Genomic DNA, 15,586 nt, shown 5'->3' on the forward strand with positions numbered 1-15,586 from the left:
TCCTATGGCTAATTCTAAGGAAGTCAAATTCAGTTATTTCATAACTTTATTTATCTCATATATTTTCGAGCCACTTCTTCAGTACCCTCAAAAAATCAAGAGCTTTTTTTATTCCATATAGTCAGCTTGCCTGCTTAACAGCGCCCTGTACTTATTAAAAATTGCCGTTTTGGATACAAAGCCAAGATATGCCCCACCCTCATCCAAGACAGGCAATAGCCACGCATTTTCCTTTTCCATTTTTCCCAGCACCTTTTTTAACGAATCAGTAACCAGTACAATATCTGGAGCGGTATGCATCAGGTCATTCACAGAAAGGTTATCTTCTTCGGCAACATTCCTCTTTAAAACATCTTCAACAAACACCAAACCCTTAAAGCTCCTGTCCGCACTTACAACCGGAAACAAATTTCTTTTAGAAAGTAGAATTTCAGGCATTCTTACCAAAACCAAATCATCTTCATTTAAAACAAGGTAATCTCGTTCAACAAGATATTTAAGCTTCATCATATTAAGAACCGTAGTGTCTTTATCTTCATGCGACAACAGTTCCCCCTTCTCTGCCAAAGGCTTGGTATAGATAGAATATTTATTTGCACTACGATTGATCAAATAAGAGATTGCAGATGTAATCATCAATGGGACCATTAAAACGTAACCACCTGTGATCTCAGCAATCAAAAATATTCCGGTAAGCGGTGYATKCATAATAGCACTTAATGAAGCCGCCATACCCGCCACAATGAAATTCGCAACATTCAGGTTTGCTATACCCAAGGTATTTGCAGAAAATGCCACAACAAAACCGATTAAACCTCCAATAACCAAACTCGGTGCAAAAATTCCTCCATTTCCGCCAGCACCTAAAGTAATAAGGGTGGCACATGACTTAGCAAAAATAGTTATTACTGTAAAAAGGATAACCAGCCATGGCAAACTACTATACTCAGAGAATATACTATTTGTCATTACATTGGTGTAATTTCCACCAAGCAAATTTTTAATGGTAATATAACCCTCACCATATAATGTTGGAAACAGGAAAACCATTATACCCAGCATCAAACCGCCTACAACCACTCGTTTATATGGATGATTAATCTTATAAAAAAAGGATTTAATAACTGAATTTGCTTTGGTAAAATAGATAGAGAAAAGACCAATTAACACGGCAAGCAGCACGTAATATACAAGCGCATTCATCTTCCAGCCTTCAGTAACCAGAAAGAAAAGCTGCTCATTAAAAAAGAACCTTGCTACAACCGCAGCGGTGGCCGAGGCGAGCAATAACGGTATAAAGGCAGGGATGGTGAATTCTGGAAGTAATATCTCTATAGCAAATACAATACCCGCAATTGGACTATTAAATGCAGCAGATATTCCGGCTGCTGCGCCACATGCCAGCAACATCGTAGTTTCACGATACGATAACCCTAAAAATCTGCCTACTACAGAACCAATACCGCCTCCGCTGGTCACAATTGGAGCTTCCAAACCTGTAGAACCCCCAAAACCAACAGTTAATGCGGCTGTAATAATTTGTGAATAGATGTTATGAGGCTCTACTTTACTTGATTTTTTTGAAATTGTATATAGTAAAGGTGTTAACCCGGTTTCAAATTTTCCTTTTCTGATGAATCTTCGAACATACATTACCGAAAGAAGTATTCCTATAAAAGGGAAAAAGAAATACAGATAATATTTGTACTGCCAATGGAAGCCTGTTTGCAGAAAATCTTCTATATGGTGTGTTAAGGTTTTTAAAAGTGCAGCAGCAAGACCGGCCAGAATACCAACAATCAGCGCAGCAATAACCAGGAAATTGCGGTTAGAAATTTTAGTTTTCCGGTAATGGTTAATTGAATCTATATAATTCACCAGCCGTATATACATAATTTACCTTTTAAGCGTCAAATTTATCTAGTAGTTTAATTAGCGTAGCAAAATCTTTTGGATATGGTGCATCAATTACAATATCCTTATCATCAAGGCCCTTAAATACCAGATGGCGGGCATGCAAAGCAAAACGTTTCATGATGGGTTGTTCTTCATCATCCTTTGCAATGCGGTATCCCTTTTTCATGGCCGAAAGGTATACCGGCTTACCCTTATACATATGATCTCCAACAATTGCGGCGCGCTGTGTAGCTAAATGTATACGAATCTGGTGCATTCTTCCAGTTATTGGTTTACACTCTACTAAAGTATAATGTCGGTAGTTTTTAATAGAGTTAAAATACGTTTCCGCACGTTTACCTTCCTTACGGTCTATCGTTACACTCTTATTTCCATCATTTAAAATAGGAAGGTCTATAAACAAATCTTTGAAAGTAAACTGCCCATCAACCACAGCGTGGTATACTTTATTTACCTTACGCTTTTCAAATTGCATGGCTACAGAACGGTAAGCCTCAGGAGTTTTTGCAATAATAATTGCACCCGAGGTTTCTTTATCAAGGCGATGACAAACCTGCGCATCAGCACTATATTGTTTAGCAAGGCGTAAGATATTTACTTCACCCGAACCGCCGCGCTCATCTAAAGAGGCAACAAAAGGTGGTTTATTTACAACGATATAATCATCGTTTTCGAATAGGATAATGTCTTTAAATGAAGGATATTTCAATTCAGTGTGTTTTTCAGAAGTAACTAGTGCATTCCAGCCTGTAAAGATATCAATGAGCTAATTCGCTACGGGTAGCAAAAAGCCCAATGATCTTCCAGAATGCAAAAGTACTAAGAAAGTTCGAATTTATACCCCACTCCTTTTACAGTAGCAACATAAGTTTCGCCTAACTTCTCACGTAACTTGCGAATGTGTACGTCAATCGTACGGTTGGTAACCACAACAGAATCTTCCCAAATATTCTTTAAAATAGATTCTCTGGTATACACCTTACCTGGTTTTGAGGCTAATAAATAAAGTAATTCAAACTCCTTTTTAGCTAAAATTACTTTCTTACCACTCTGAAAAACAAGATAAGCTTCTCTGTCAATTACCAAATCACCTATTTCAACCTTATTATCAGAAACTTCGTCTCCGCTTGCATTTCTTCTTAATATGGCATTGATACGACTTACCAGTGCACGAGGTTTAATTGGCTTAGCTATATAATCATCTGCGCCAACATTAAATCCTGCTATTTCTGAATACTCTTCACTCCGTGCTGTTAAAAAAACCATGAAAGTATTTTTAAACTCAGGAATAGCCCTCATTAACCTGCATGCCTCAATCCCATCCATCTTTGGCATCATGATATCCAAGATAATTAAATCAGGATGTACCTTCTTTGCAATCGTAATGCCTTCCTGACCATTATTGGCTAAGAATACCTGATATCCCTCTTTCTTTAAGTTATACTCAATTAACTCTAAAATATCTGGTTCGTCATCAACAATTAGTATCTTCTGTTTTACGGTGCTCATAGCTTTAATTATTTGTTACGAAATTAGGTAATCAATTATAATATACCGTTAAACTCATGTTAACAAATTGTTAATACCATCATGTATATTAACATGAATTTAGGGTTAGCGTAAAGTTTTATTTAAAAATACATCAAGCTCTTCGCCGCGAAGATTCTTGGCAACAATTGTTCCTTTTGGATCTATAATAAATGAGCTTGGAATAGCCTCTATCTGATACAACCTAACGGTTGAACCTTCAAAATCACTTAATTCGCTAGCATGGTTCCAGGTTAGTTTATCGTCAGCAATTGCTTTTTTCCATGCTGCCGGGTCTTTGTCTAAAGAAATACCCAGTATGGTAAAATTCTTGTCTTTATAAGTATTGTAAGCTTTAACCACATTCGGATTTTCCTGTCTGCATGGCATACACCACGAAGCCCAGAAATCAAGCAATACATATTTTCCTTTAAAATCAGACAACTTAACTGGCTTTCCATCGATACCGGTGATGGTAAATTCAGGTGCAGTGTGACCAATTTGAACTGCCTTTAAGCTAGCCATTCTCTTTAAAAATTCAGTAACTGCAGCATTATCATTAAACTTACTTTTAATTTTATCAGAGTAAGCCACCATTTCTTTCTCAAATTCCGAAGGGTTTAACAAGTTTATGGCATAAAAACCTGCTAACGATTCTGTATTCTCCTCAGCAAATTTCAACACTGCTTTATTAAGCCCCTCAATTTCAGCAGTGTATTGAGGTCGCATTTGCTCCATAATAGCTTCTCTCTTATCTGGCTGAGCAGTCACCGCCTCATCAAACTGCGTTTGTATAGCAGCGATTTTAGTCATATATTCATGCTTGGTGGTATTCAGTTCCTGGAGTTTATCTGCTTCAGCAGCACCAGAAGTAGTATAAGCTAACGATTTGTCGGCCAAATCAGCAGTAATTTTAATTTCATCGCCATTCTTTGCAATAATCATATACTCGTTATTGCCCACAGAAATCCTAAAGAAATCTGCCCCTGGGGTAGAATGGGTAAATTTAAATTCTCCTTTTTCAGAAAACACAGTTGAATCTAATGGCAAAGCATTGTCTTTTTGCAAACCAAATAAGTAAACTTTGCTCTTTGGAGCAGCGTTTTTAAACTCCCCGTTAATTACAAACTTACTTTTATCCTTACATGCTGCAAAAACGACACACAACACCAATACATACCCAATACGTTTCATCATAATATTTGCTATTTTAATTTCTCTTGTAACAATTCATTTATTTTTTGAGGATCTGCTTTTCCCTTGGCAAGTTTCATTACCTCACCTACAAAAAGGCCAAGCACTCCTTTTTTTCCTTTTTTATAGGCTTGTACCTGCACTTCATATTTTGATAGAACCTGATCCACAAAACCAGCCAGTTCATCACTATTTTCTTCAATTAGCAAGCTATGTTCAGTAGCCAGTTTATTTACATCAGCATCCTCATTATTAACAATCAAAGGCAACAGCTGTTGTAATGCAATTTGTTGGGTGATCTTTTTATTATCTACCAGATTTATTACGTCTGCAAGTTGAACAGGGCTAACTTTAAATCCTGATATGGTGATTTCTTGTTCACTTAGCAAAGCTCTGATAGATCCTGTAAGCCAGTTCACAAGACTCTTTGTATTTTTAACTATAGGCAAGGCCGAATTAAAATAGGTAAGCAAGTCAATATCTTCAGCAAGCAATGTAGCTTCAGATGCGTTAACTCCATAATCCTTTACCAGCCTTTTAGAGATCTCTGCAGGCAGTTCAGGCATTGTAACCTTTATCTGCTCCAGCCACTCATCAGAAATATGTATAGGTGGCAAATCCGGATCCGGAAAATACCTGTAATCATTGGCCTCCTCCTTGCTCCGCATTGGCGATGTAGTACCTTCTTCAGCATCAAAGTTCAAAGTACTCTGTATAATCCTGCCTCCGGTGGTAACAACTTCTTTTTGTCTGTTAAACTCAAAATCCATTGCCCTGCGCACGTTTCTTATCGAGTTTAGGTTTTTTACCTCACAGCGCGTCCCAAACGCTGTAGCACCAACCTCACGGATAGAGATATTTGCATCACAACGCAAACTTCCTTCTTCCATATTGCCATCACTCACATTTAAATGACGAACCAACTTTCTCATCTCTGTTAGCAGAGCAGATGCTTCTTCTGAACTTCTGATATCAGGTTCCGTAACGATCTCTATTAATGGAACCCCTGCCCTGTTTAGATCTACGTAAGAGTATTGATCATTCTGATCATGCATACTTTTACCAGCATCCTCTTCCAGGTGTATCCTGTTAATTCCGATGCGTTTTTCTTCACCATTACTTAGCGTTACATTCAGGTAACCATTTTGACAGATTGGTCTGTTATCCTGAGTAATCTGATATCCCTTAGGCAAATCGGCATAGAAATAATTCTTTCTATCAAAAAAATTGAGTTGGTTAATGGTGCAGTTTAATGCAAGACCCATTCTAACAGCTTTAGCAACCACCTCTTTATTCAATTTAGGCAAAGCGCCTGGTAATGCCAGCGAAACAGCAGAGATATGCTCGTTAGGTTTTGCTCCAAAAGAAGCACTATCTGAAGAGAATATTTTTGTTTGTGTGTTTAATTGTACGTGGATTTCTAAACCAGATACCAATTCGAATTCTGATGGAGAAACTGCAGTTTTCGTACTCATTTATATGCAATAATTAACTTTAATCAACATGTATTTAAGATACAAACATAACCATTTATGCGTTATTAACACAGATTTGTAGCTAGAATTATACTTATGGCACAAACTTTGGTTTTAATACATCACACACAAATAATAAATCAATTCTATGAAAAAACTATTTTTATTGGCGATGCTTGGATTTGCATCAATAATAGCTTTAACAGCACCCGCAAAGGCGCAAGTAAACATTAGCGTAAACATAGGCTCACAGCCGCAATGGGGACCAAGAGGCTACGATTATGTAGACTACTATTACATGCCCGACATAGAGAGTTATTACTATGTACCTACCAGACAGTTTATTTACTTAAATGGAAATAGATGGGTTCATTCTCGTTCACTTCCGCATAGATACAGGGGTTATAACTTATACTCTGGAAGAAAATATGTGATCAATTCACCAAGACCGTATCATAACCATAATGCTTATAGGGTTAAATATGGTAGACATGATAACTGGAAAGGTAATAAAAGACATTACACTGAAAGATATCGTGAAGATAGACACCATGATAACGGCAGAAGACAATACAGAGAAAGAGGTAATGACAGAAGACGTGACAACAGGCATTACGAAAACAAAAGGGAAAGAAGAGACCCTGGTATTGAAAGAATAATCAGACCAAGAGGGTAAAAGTTTTGCCTCAAAGCTTTTCGTTTCATAGCTCACATCGTCAAGATGCCGATGTGAGCTATTTCATGATGTCAACATCATTCCCTCCCGGATGCTGGGCGCTCATGATAACGAGTGTATTCAAACATTAAAATTACATTCAATTTTATTTATAATTATTTCAAATAAGATATATTTGTCTGAAGATAAACAGCGTTATGAATTGATATCTTATGATTAATAAAACCCCATCAGAAAAAAAAGCTGCAATCCTAAAATGGCTGAAAAAAGTCGGTGTTTGGGGATTTTTGTTTTTCCTGATAAAAGGCCTTATCTGGCTGGCCGTAGGGTATTGGGCACTTAAATAAAATTAAACGATTTTCAGACGGCTATTGAACGACTCTGACCGACCTTTATCATTAAAAATGCTTTTTAGAGTGGTTTAAATGATAACGTATATACCAAGATGTATAGATCCCAATTACCAGGCTTTTCGCAAAAACCTTAACCAGTTTCCTCTCATCAGATTTTCAATATCCACATCCGAATATCCTCTGGCCTTAAACAATGTAGGTATCTTTTGAAGATCAGCAATAGTTTCCAAATCATAAGGACACTGCTCCTTCCCAAATGCACCGTCAAGATCAGAACCAATTCCAACATGATGCGTATTACCAGCTAACTGACAAATATGATCTATGTGATCAATCATCACATCCAGATTGCAATTCATGCTCTTAGGGGTAGATTTACCACGTACCCAGTTAGGCACCATCATCCAGGCATCTAAAGCACCACCAATAACAGCACCGCGTTCTATTAGCGCCTTGATCTGATCATCACTGAACTGACGGTTATGATTCACCAGCGCTCTACAGTTGTTATGTGAGGCCCAAACATGGCCGTTAAAATGATCGAGGGCTTCCCAAAAACTATCATCACATAAGTGTGTGGCATCTAAAATAATGTTCAATCGCTCCATTTCCTTCAGCAATCCATGACCTTTCGGCCCCAAAAATCCAGTCGCATCAGTACCCTGAGCGTATCTTCCAGGGCCATAGTGGGCAGGACCAACGGCTCTTAAACCATTGCGGTGAGCTTTTTCTAAATGCCCTATGGTTACAATAGAATCAGCACCCTCAAGACTTAGAATATAGCCAATTGGTTTTTCAGCATCCGCGGTATCAGCAGCCCATAAAGTAAGGTGCTTTTCCAAACTGGCAAGATCAGTAATCTGAACCATCTCCCCTGCCTCTTCCATAGCTTTATACCAGGCAAGCTGACCTTGAGTTTGCGCCCATGCCTGAGCTGGCGAGTGCCATCCAGGCAATTTATTCCCTGGTGCTACAAATCGGGCAATCTGGGTAGCTACGACAAGTCCGATTTTACCTTTTCTAAGTTCAGGGAGCGAAACAACTGCTTTTGCCCTATCCGGCTTATCAGTTAATCCCTCCTCCCTTGCATTGATCGAAGAAACAGACAAAGTCAAATCACGATTCCACTCCAAAGCATTCATGCTTAAATCCAAATGTGCATCAATTGTAAACATAAGTTATATATTAATCTTTCTATTTCTTGAAACAATGGCCCATTCGCCGGTAATTTTATAATCTATAACCGTTGCTGCACGGTCATATAAGGCAACAGTTGGGCAAATATGGATTGGCAACCCATACAAAACATCTCCTATCTTAAAACCATGTCCTTTAGCCATTTCCAATACCAGATGCTCTTCGCTCTGACTTATTATTTTGGCATCCGGAGCATTCAAAAATGAAACTCTTTTAGTAAGTTCATTTTCGGCAGCTACAGCCTTATGCCCCAAATCCAGACTTACTTTAGTTTCATCCGGCAAAGAGATTACGCGACTTATCAGCACCGCTGCAATTGAATACTCCTGCTCTTCAAAAGAGTCCTGATACCCTTTATCCCACAGAATGAACGTACCGGGGCTGCATTCTACTTCGGGTTGCGCTGCATAAAAAGGATAAGTTGGTGTACCACCACCCACAATAACCGGCGTAGGCAAACCATTGGCTGTAATGTTATCTTTTAAGCCTTTAATCAAATTCCAGCCAACCTGCCACTTTTCTCTTCTTTGCGATAACGAAACGTCATGGATATGACCATCATAGCCATGCAAACCTATAGCATTTATTCCCCCAGAAGTATACATTTTCTGATAAAGCGCCAAGGCTTTTTCATCTGACAAAATACCGGTCCGGTTCATCCCTAAATTCAAATCCAGAAACAAATTGATTTCCAAACCTGATTCAACTGCAGCTTCCGAAAGTTCATTTAATGACTGCTCATTATCAACCAGACACGAAAATTTTGTTAGCGGAAAAGCTTTTATAAGCGATATATACCTTTTAACTTTTGGGCCAACTGGCTGATAGGCCAGCAGGACATCAGTAGCACCACAAAGGGCTAACATCTCTGCCTCTGCTATGGTAGCGCATTTAAACTTGGCTATTCCGGCATTTATCATTAACAAGGTGACCTCGCTGGATTTGTGCGTTTTTACATGAGGGCGCAATCTGCTAAGCGAATCAATGCTGGCTTTTAGATAAGTAATGTTACCTGCTATACGATCGGGATAAAAGGCCAATGCCGGAGAATCAAATTCACTCACATTGTCAATCTCAAACCAATACCGGTTTGTTAGTTTTTTACGGTTATTCATGAAGTTCGAATAAAGCTTCAATCTCAACAGGGATATTATCAGGCAACGAACCAAAACCTACTGCACTTCTGGTACCGATGCCGTTTTCTTCTCCCCAAACCTGGGCAAAAAGTTCGCTGCAACCGTTAATTACAAAGGGATGTCTTTCGAAATCTGGCGTACAGTTTACCATCCCTAAAACTTTGATTACTCTTTTTACACGGTTTAAGCTTCCTAAATTGGTTTTTATGGTTGATAACATGGTTAATCCAACTTGTCTTGCAGCAAGTTTGCCCTCTTCTTTATCAAACTCGACACCAACACGTCCAATTATTAAGCTTTTATCATCTCTAACAGGCCCATGCCCTGATAAATAAAGATACTTTCCATCAATCAAAAAAGGTTTATAAACACCCAAAGGCGTTGGAGCCGGAGGCAATGTTAATCCTAATTTTTCAAACTGTTCATCTGCATTAAAAGTTCCCATATCTATATTTAAATAATTTGATTTAATAAAAGTACGCCCGCCAATCCCACAATTCCTACTATTGATTCCATTACAGCCCACGATTTAAAGGTATCTTTCATACTTAAGTTAAAGTACTCTTTAAACATCCAGAATCCGGAATCGTTTACGTGCGAAAACATTAAACTACCTGCGCCTACCGCCAAAACCATTAAGTTAGGATCTGTGTTAGACGATACCATCAAAGGTAAAATAATCCCGGCAGTTGTCAAGCCTGCTACCGTTGCAGAACCTACACAAAAACGAATAATTGCGGCAATTAACCAGCCTAAAAATAAAGGCTGCATATCCATGTCTTTTAAAAGCACCGCTATTTGTCCGCTCACCCCACTATCTACCAAAACTTGCTTTAATGCTCCAGATCCACCAATAATTAACAATATCATGGCAACATCTTTAATCGCTTCGCCATAGATATTCATGATGTTTCCCATTTTCTTGCCTTGAAAAATACCTAGCGAAAATGTTGCTACAAACAACGCAACAAGCATAGCAATTGTCGGGCTGCCTGCGAAAGCAAAGAAGCTGGACACAGCTGGATTCTGATTTTCTGAAAACGTAAATACCGTAGCGCCTATTAAAAGTAAAACAGGTAATAGAGCTGTGAAAAAACTATTAAATGCGCCCGGCAATTCTTCTTCAGGCATATCGGCAGGAACAAAAGCTTCCAAAGGTTTTGATGGTATGGCTTTAAGCGTTCTCGAAAACAATGGCCCTCCTATAATAATGGCAGGTACAGCTACAATTAATCCGTACAACAAGGTTAGACCCATATTGGCCTTAAACTGAATAACCAGTGCTGATGGTGAAGGGTGCGGTGGTAAAAACCCGTGAGTAACTGATAATGCAGCAAGCATTGGTAAACCGATGTAAATAACAGGCAACTTATACTTGTAAACAATAGAAAAAATCAACGGAACCATTAACACAAAACCTATCCCGTAGAACAATGGAATACCGATTAAGAACCCGGTAGTAACTACACCCCATTGTATATATTTCTCTCCGCAAAAATTCATCATAGATGATGCAATTCTTTGCGCTGCGCCACTTTGGGCCACAAGCTTACCCAGCATAGCCCCCACAGTAATGATTACTACCAACGAGCCTAAAACATCTCCAATTCCCTTTTCGACAGAGGTTGTTACTTTATTAAGCGGAATACCCAGTAAAATACCGGCAAGTATAGATACAATTAGGAATGCAACAAATGCATTGACCTTAAATGCTGAAACTAAAACAATCAGAAATAGGATACACAATAGGACGATTAGGATGGTCATACTTTCTTATTTTATTTGGAAAACACAAAATAGAAAAAAAAGCGAGTTGCTAAAAGTATTTCTATATTAGTATTACAATAAACATGAAAAAAAACCTAACCAAATCACTCATTGCGCTGGCTTTAATTTTAAGCTCAGCTGCCTCATTTGCTCAATCAAAGAGCTTATTTAATGGTAAAGATCTAACAGGATGGCATGCAGATGTTCCTGAAATGGACAAAGATTCCAATGCCCGGATGCCTTTTATAATTCGCAACGGCTTATTGGTGAGTTTGGGAACTCCCGGAGGTCACCTGATTACCGATGCTACTTATAAAAATTACCGTTTGGAAGTACAATATCGTTTTGCCGCCAAACCGGGTAATTGTGGTGTACTTGTACATGCTTCTACTCCAAGGGCACTTTACGATATGTTCCCAAAATCAATAGAAGTACAAATGCAGCATACCATGGCCGGCGATTTTTGGTGCATCCAGGAAGACATTACTGTTCCTGATATGGAAACAAGACGTGGTCCAAAAGAAAACTGGGGCGTTAATGGCGATAAACTTAGAAGAATTAAAAGACTGGTTCAGGATGTTGAAAAGCCTGTAGGCGAGTGGAATAAAATGGTTATCGAATGTTTGGGTGATGAGGTAAAAGTATGGGTTAATGACGTTTTTGTAAACCATGGAACCAATTGTACCGTTAGTAGTGGCAATATTGCATTGCAAGCAGAGGGCTCTGAAGTGGAGTTTAGAAAAGTGGTACTGGAGCCGATTAAAAAACTGACGGTAAAATAGCCATTCTACTCTAAGGCTGGAATCTTTGCCCGCGTCGCTAAATAAGCAAAATTTCCTAGGCCTTTTCGCAGAAAGTCGATCTTAAGTAAAACGAGTGGATTAAGTTATCGTTCTAAAATAGCCACCTCGTCGTCTCGATGACAGGAGATCTCTCCTATCGTCGAGATGACGACTTTATTAAGGCTATAACTTTAAAAATAGTATAACTAACTGATTAATGATTCAGCTTTAGTTAAAACAGCAGCTAAACCATCTTTATTCTTTCCTCCGGCAGTAGCATAGAAAGGTTGCCCGCCGCCGCCGCCTTGTATGTCTTTTGCTAATTCTCTAACTATATTAGAAGCATTAAGGCCCTTATCTTTAACCAGATTCTCTGATAGCATTACTGTAATTCCAGGTTTATCATCAATTAAGGTAGTAAACACAAGGAACAGATCATCAACCAGATCCTTAACTGAAAATGCTAAGTTTTTAACGGCTTCGGCATTTGGCAGATCAACATGAGTTGCGATCAGATTAATGCCATTAATGGTCTTAAGGTGATGTACAATTTCATGCTTAAGATTTGCAGCTTGTTCGCCAACTGCCTTATCAGCATCCTTTTTAAGCTTCGCATTTTCTTCGATAAGGGCAGCAACAGCAGCTTTAAGATCCTTATTTCCTTTTAATAATGATCTAAGCTCATTTAATTCTTTGTTCTGGTCTAAAATAAATGCCTCAGCCTTATCTGCTGTAATCGCCTCTATTCTTCTTACACCGGCAGCAACAGCACTTTCAGATGTGATTTTAAAATAACCGATCTGACCTGTTGCCTGTACGTGTGTACCACCACAAAGCTCTTTAGAATAGTGATCATCAAAAGTGATGATGCGTACTAAATCTCCATACTTCTCACCAAATAAAGCAGTTACACCGCTCGAAATAGCCTGATCATATGGAACATATCTTTGCTCCTTTAAAGGAATATTTTCTCTTACTTTCTGATTAACCAGATGTTCAATCTGCGCCAATTCCTCATCAGTAACTTTTGCAAAATGCGAAAAGTCGAAACGTAGGTAATCAGGATTTACCAATGAACCCTTTTGATTCACGTGCGATCCTAATACTTTCTTCAATGCAGCATGCAGCAAATGCGTAGCGCTGTGGTTATCCTGAGATAGCAACCTTTTATCTTCATCAATAACAGCCCAAAACTGACCGTCAACATCTTCAGGTAAAGTATCGGTATAATGTACAATTACTCCGTTTTCTTTCTTGGTATCGGTTATTTCAACAAAGAAAAGACGACTATGATCCTCTAAGCGACCTGTATCACCTATCTGACCGCCACTCTCAGCATAAAAAGGTGTTTTACTCAGTACAATCTGATATTGATCTTTACCTTTTGCACTGACCTTGCGGTACTTTACAATCTCAGTTTCAGCCTCAGAATCGTCATATCCTACAAATTCAACCTCAAGATCAGGATTTACCACAACCCAGTCTCCGGTATCAACCGCAGTAGCTGCTCGAGAACGCTCTTTTTGTTTCAAAAGCGCCTTGTTATATTCTTCCATATCAACAGTCCAGCGTTGTTCTCGGGCCATCAATTCCGTTAAATCTATCGGAAACCCGTAGGTATCATTCAGTTCAAAAGCAAACTCACCTGAAATCACCATCTGGTCTTTCAATATGCTGTAAACCCATGGATCATCAAATCTTTTCTCAAGCTCAATAGCATTCTCTGCCATTAATACTTCGCCTTGCTTTTTAGTATAATTATCAAAGCGTTGGATACCTGTAGCTAGAGTTCTTAAGAAAGAAATCTCTTCTTCTAAAACTACCTTTTGTACAAAATCCTGCTGCATCGAAAGCTCATCAAACACCCCCTTAAATTGCTCAGCCAACACAGGCACCAGCTGATTTAAAAACGGATCTTTAAGGTTAAGGAAAGTATAAGCATACCTAACCGCGCGACGTAAAATACGGCGGATCACATATCCCGCTTTATTATTAGAAGGCAATTGCCCATCGGCAATTACAAATGAAATGGCACGAATATGATCAGCCATCACCCGCATGGCGATATCCGTTTTTTCATCTACACCATAATCAATCCCCGCATGTTTAGCGATGAATTGAATTAAGGGTTGAAAAACATCGGTATCATAGTTTGAAGATTTCTCTTGCAATACACGAACTAAACGCTCAAAACCCATCCCGGTATCTACATGCTGAGCTGGAAGTGGCTGCAACGAACCATCTTTTAAACGGTTAAACTGCATAAATACATTATTCCATATCTCGATAACCTGAGGATGGTCGGCATTTACCAGTGATTTACCTTCAACAGCTTTACGCTCCTCGTCCGATCTGCAATCAACATGGATTTCAGAGCATGGACCACATGGGCCCGTATCGCCCATTTCCCAGAAATTATCCTTTTTATTACCTAAAATAATGCGGTCTTCAGGAACATATTGTTTCCAAAGCTCGTAAGCCTCATTATCTCTTGGCAAACCTTCTTTTTCGTCTCCTTCAAAAATGGAAACATATAATTTATCTTTTGGAATTTTATAAACCTCAGTCAACAACTCCCAGCTCCAGGCAATGGCTTCTTTCTTAAAATAATCGCCAAAGCTCCAGTTTCCAAGCATTTCGAACATGGTATGGTGGTAGGTATCTATCCCTACTTCTTCCAAATCATTATGTTTTCCAGATACGCGTAAACAACGTTGGGTATCAGTTACCCTTGGATATTTTATTGGGGCTTCTCCTAAAAACAAATCTTTAAACTGATTCATTCCCGCATTAGTAAACATTAATGTGGGGTCGTTTTTAACTACAATAGGTGCCGATGAAACAATATGATGTTGTTTTGATTCGAAAAATTTTAAGTATGCCTGTCTGATTTCCTTAGCTGTCATCCTTCTCTTGATTTTGGAACAAACTTAGATAAAAAAATAACCTCTATCGAGGAAAATTGAAATTTTATTGTTGGATTCTACTAAAATCCCCCTACATTTGAATACTTTAAATAAAAGCCGTAAAACACTAATAATCAACACTAAAGTATGCCTTACAAAGAACGGGAAATCAATAAAATGTACTATACGATGGGTGAGGTAACCGAAATGTTTGGTGTAAATGCATCCCAAATCCGATTTTACGAAAAGGAATTTGACGTATTGCAACCTAAAAAAAACAAAAAAGGAAACCGTCTTTTTACTCCCGAAGATATTGAAAATTTAAAGATCATTTTTCATCTGGTAGAAGATAAAGGTTTCACCTTAAAGGGTGCAAAAGATCATCTAAAAAATAACACATCAGAGGTTAAAGAAAATCAAAAGATCATTGACTCGCTTGAGAAATTAAAAGATTTCTTGCTGAAATTGAACGACCAGATTTAACTATCTGCCTTTTTTTATCCCATTAATTATTTCTCATTTCGAGAATAATTAATGTGGTTACAACCTGCTCTTGATCAACATAAATAAAAGAAATCCCGTGTATTGAAAGGTCTATAATAAAAGAGGACGATAGGTAACCAGCCCACCGTCCTAACCTAAACTGGATAAAACCT

General features: G+C 38.4%; 13 protein-coding genes. 3 read left to right on the top strand and 10 right to left on the bottom strand.

Annotated features, from left to right (window positions below; genetic code table 11):
* Positions 1 to 108: 108 nt before the first annotated feature.
* The 5 genes from N824_RS15710 to gatB form a co-directional block, all read right to left on the bottom strand.
* Entirely contained in the window at positions 109 to 1,893 is a 1,785-nt protein-coding gene (locus tag N824_RS15710) for a chloride channel protein (protein WP_048906105.1), read from the bottom strand.
* 10 nt (positions 1,894 to 1,903) lie between these two features.
* Positions 1,904 to 2,626 (bottom strand): RluA family pseudouridine synthase, encoded by a 723-nt coding sequence (locus N824_RS15715; RefSeq protein ID WP_048906106.1) that lies wholly within the window; start codon positions 2,624 to 2,626, stop codon positions 1,904 to 1,906.
* A 110-nt stretch (positions 2,627 to 2,736) separates the two neighbouring features.
* Entirely contained in the window at positions 2,737 to 3,426 is a 690-nt protein-coding gene (locus N824_RS15720) for a response regulator transcription factor (RefSeq protein WP_048906107.1), read from the bottom strand.
* 105 nt (positions 3,427 to 3,531) lie between these two features.
* Complete coding sequence (locus N824_RS15725; RefSeq protein ID WP_048906108.1) at positions 3,532 to 4,641, bottom strand: TlpA disulfide reductase family protein; 1,110 nt, start codon at positions 4,639 to 4,641, stop codon at positions 3,532 to 3,534.
* A gap of 8 nt (positions 4,642 to 4,649) precedes the next feature.
* Positions 4,650 to 6,113, bottom strand: a complete 1,464-nt coding sequence (gene gatB / locus N824_RS15730; protein WP_048906109.1) for an Asp-tRNA(Asn)/Glu-tRNA(Gln) amidotransferase subunit GatB — start codon at positions 6,111 to 6,113, stop codon at positions 4,650 to 4,652.
* A gap of 148 nt (positions 6,114 to 6,261) precedes the next feature.
* Between gatB and N824_RS15735 the strand changes: the two genes are divergently transcribed.
* The gene (locus N824_RS15735; RefSeq protein ID WP_052334155.1) at positions 6,262 to 6,789 is read left to right on the top strand and encodes a hypothetical protein; all 528 of its coding nucleotides are present in this window, start codon (positions 6,262 to 6,264) and stop codon (positions 6,787 to 6,789) included.
* A gap of 460 nt (positions 6,790 to 7,249) precedes the next feature.
* Here N824_RS15735 and N824_RS15745 read toward each other — a convergent pair whose 3' ends face one another.
* From N824_RS15745 to N824_RS15760, 4 genes are read right to left on the bottom strand one after another with little or no spacing between them, the layout of a single operon-like run.
* Positions 7,250 to 8,317, bottom strand: a complete 1,068-nt coding sequence (locus tag N824_RS15745) for a dipeptidase (protein WP_048906111.1) — start codon at positions 8,315 to 8,317, stop codon at positions 7,250 to 7,252.
* Between the two features lie 3 nt (positions 8,318 to 8,320).
* On the bottom strand, positions 8,321 to 9,454 hold the full coding sequence (locus N824_RS15750; protein ID WP_048906112.1) for a D-TA family PLP-dependent enzyme: 1,134 nt from the start codon (positions 9,452 to 9,454) through the stop codon (positions 8,321 to 8,323).
* Positions 9,447 to 9,920, bottom strand: coding sequence for a RidA family protein (locus tag N824_RS15755; protein ID WP_048906113.1), 474 nt, complete (start codon positions 9,918 to 9,920; stop codon positions 9,447 to 9,449). Before N824_RS15755 ends, N824_RS15750 begins: the two co-directional genes overlap by 8 nt.
* A gap of 8 nt (positions 9,921 to 9,928) precedes the next feature.
* On the bottom strand, positions 9,929 to 11,242 hold the full coding sequence (locus N824_RS15760; protein WP_048906114.1) for a gluconate:H+ symporter: 1,314 nt from the start codon (positions 11,240 to 11,242) through the stop codon (positions 9,929 to 9,931).
* Between the two features lie 83 nt (positions 11,243 to 11,325).
* Between N824_RS15760 and N824_RS15765 the strand changes: the two genes are divergently transcribed.
* Positions 11,326 to 12,024: a DUF1080 domain-containing protein gene (locus tag N824_RS15765; protein ID WP_048906115.1), complete on the top strand. Its 699-nt coding sequence runs from the start codon at positions 11,326 to 11,328 to the stop codon at positions 12,022 to 12,024.
* A 206-nt stretch (positions 12,025 to 12,230) separates the two neighbouring features.
* Here the strand turns inward: N824_RS15765 and alaS are convergent, their stop codons facing one another.
* A complete protein-coding gene (gene alaS, locus N824_RS15770) occupies positions 12,231 to 14,930 on the bottom strand; it encodes an alanine--tRNA ligase (protein ID WP_048906116.1) in 2,700 nt (899 codons plus the stop codon).
* A gap of 147 nt (positions 14,931 to 15,077) precedes the next feature.
* On the opposite strand from alaS, the gene N824_RS15775 reads away from it, so the two are divergent.
* Positions 15,078 to 15,413 carry a MerR family transcriptional regulator gene (locus N824_RS15775; RefSeq protein WP_048906117.1) on the top strand — a complete coding sequence of 112 codons (336 nt, stop codon included), beginning with the start codon at positions 15,078 to 15,080 and terminating at the stop codon, positions 15,411 to 15,413.
* Positions 15,414 to 15,586: the final 173 nt, after the last annotated feature.

The organism is Pedobacter sp. V48, from assembly GCF_000523515.1.
GTDB lineage: Bacteria > Bacteroidota > Bacteroidia > Sphingobacteriales > Sphingobacteriaceae > Pedobacter.

What these genes read in the sequence shown, in the direction of transcription:
- N824_RS15720 (WP_048906107.1), bottom strand. Translation starts at nt 3,426, where the DNA reads ATGAGCACCGTAAAACAGAAGATACTAATTGTTGATGACGAACCAGAT.
- N824_RS15750 (WP_048906112.1), bottom strand. Translation starts at nt 9,454, where the DNA reads ATGAATAACCGTAAAAAACTAACAAACCGGTATTGGTTTGAGATTGAC.
- N824_RS15765 (WP_048906115.1), top strand. Translation starts at nt 11,326, where the DNA reads ATGAAAAAAAACCTAACCAAATCACTCATTGCGCTGGCTTTAATTTTA.
- N824_RS15735 (WP_052334155.1), top strand. Translation starts at nt 6,262, where the DNA reads ATGAAAAAACTATTTTTATTGGCGATGCTTGGATTTGCATCAATAATA.
- gatB (WP_048906109.1), bottom strand. Translation starts at nt 6,113, where the DNA reads ATGAGTACGAAAACTGCAGTTTCTCCATCAGAATTCGAATTGGTATCT.
- N824_RS15725 (WP_048906108.1), bottom strand. Translation starts at nt 4,641, where the DNA reads ATGATGAAACGTATTGGGTATGTATTGGTGTTGTGTGTCGTTTTTGCA.
- N824_RS15760 (WP_048906114.1), bottom strand. Translation starts at nt 11,242, where the DNA reads ATGACCATCCTAATCGTCCTATTGTGTATCCTATTTCTGATTGTTTTA.
- N824_RS15745 (WP_048906111.1), bottom strand. Translation starts at nt 8,317, where the DNA reads ATGTTTACAATTGATGCACATTTGGATTTAAGCATGAATGCTTTGGAG.
- N824_RS15775 (WP_048906117.1), top strand. Translation starts at nt 15,078, where the DNA reads ATGCCTTACAAAGAACGGGAAATCAATAAAATGTACTATACGATGGGT.
- N824_RS15755 (WP_048906113.1), bottom strand. Translation starts at nt 9,920, where the DNA reads ATGGGAACTTTTAATGCAGATGAACAGTTTGAAAAATTAGGATTAACA.
- alaS (WP_048906116.1), bottom strand. Translation starts at nt 14,930, where the DNA reads ATGACAGCTAAGGAAATCAGACAGGCATACTTAAAATTTTTCGAATCA.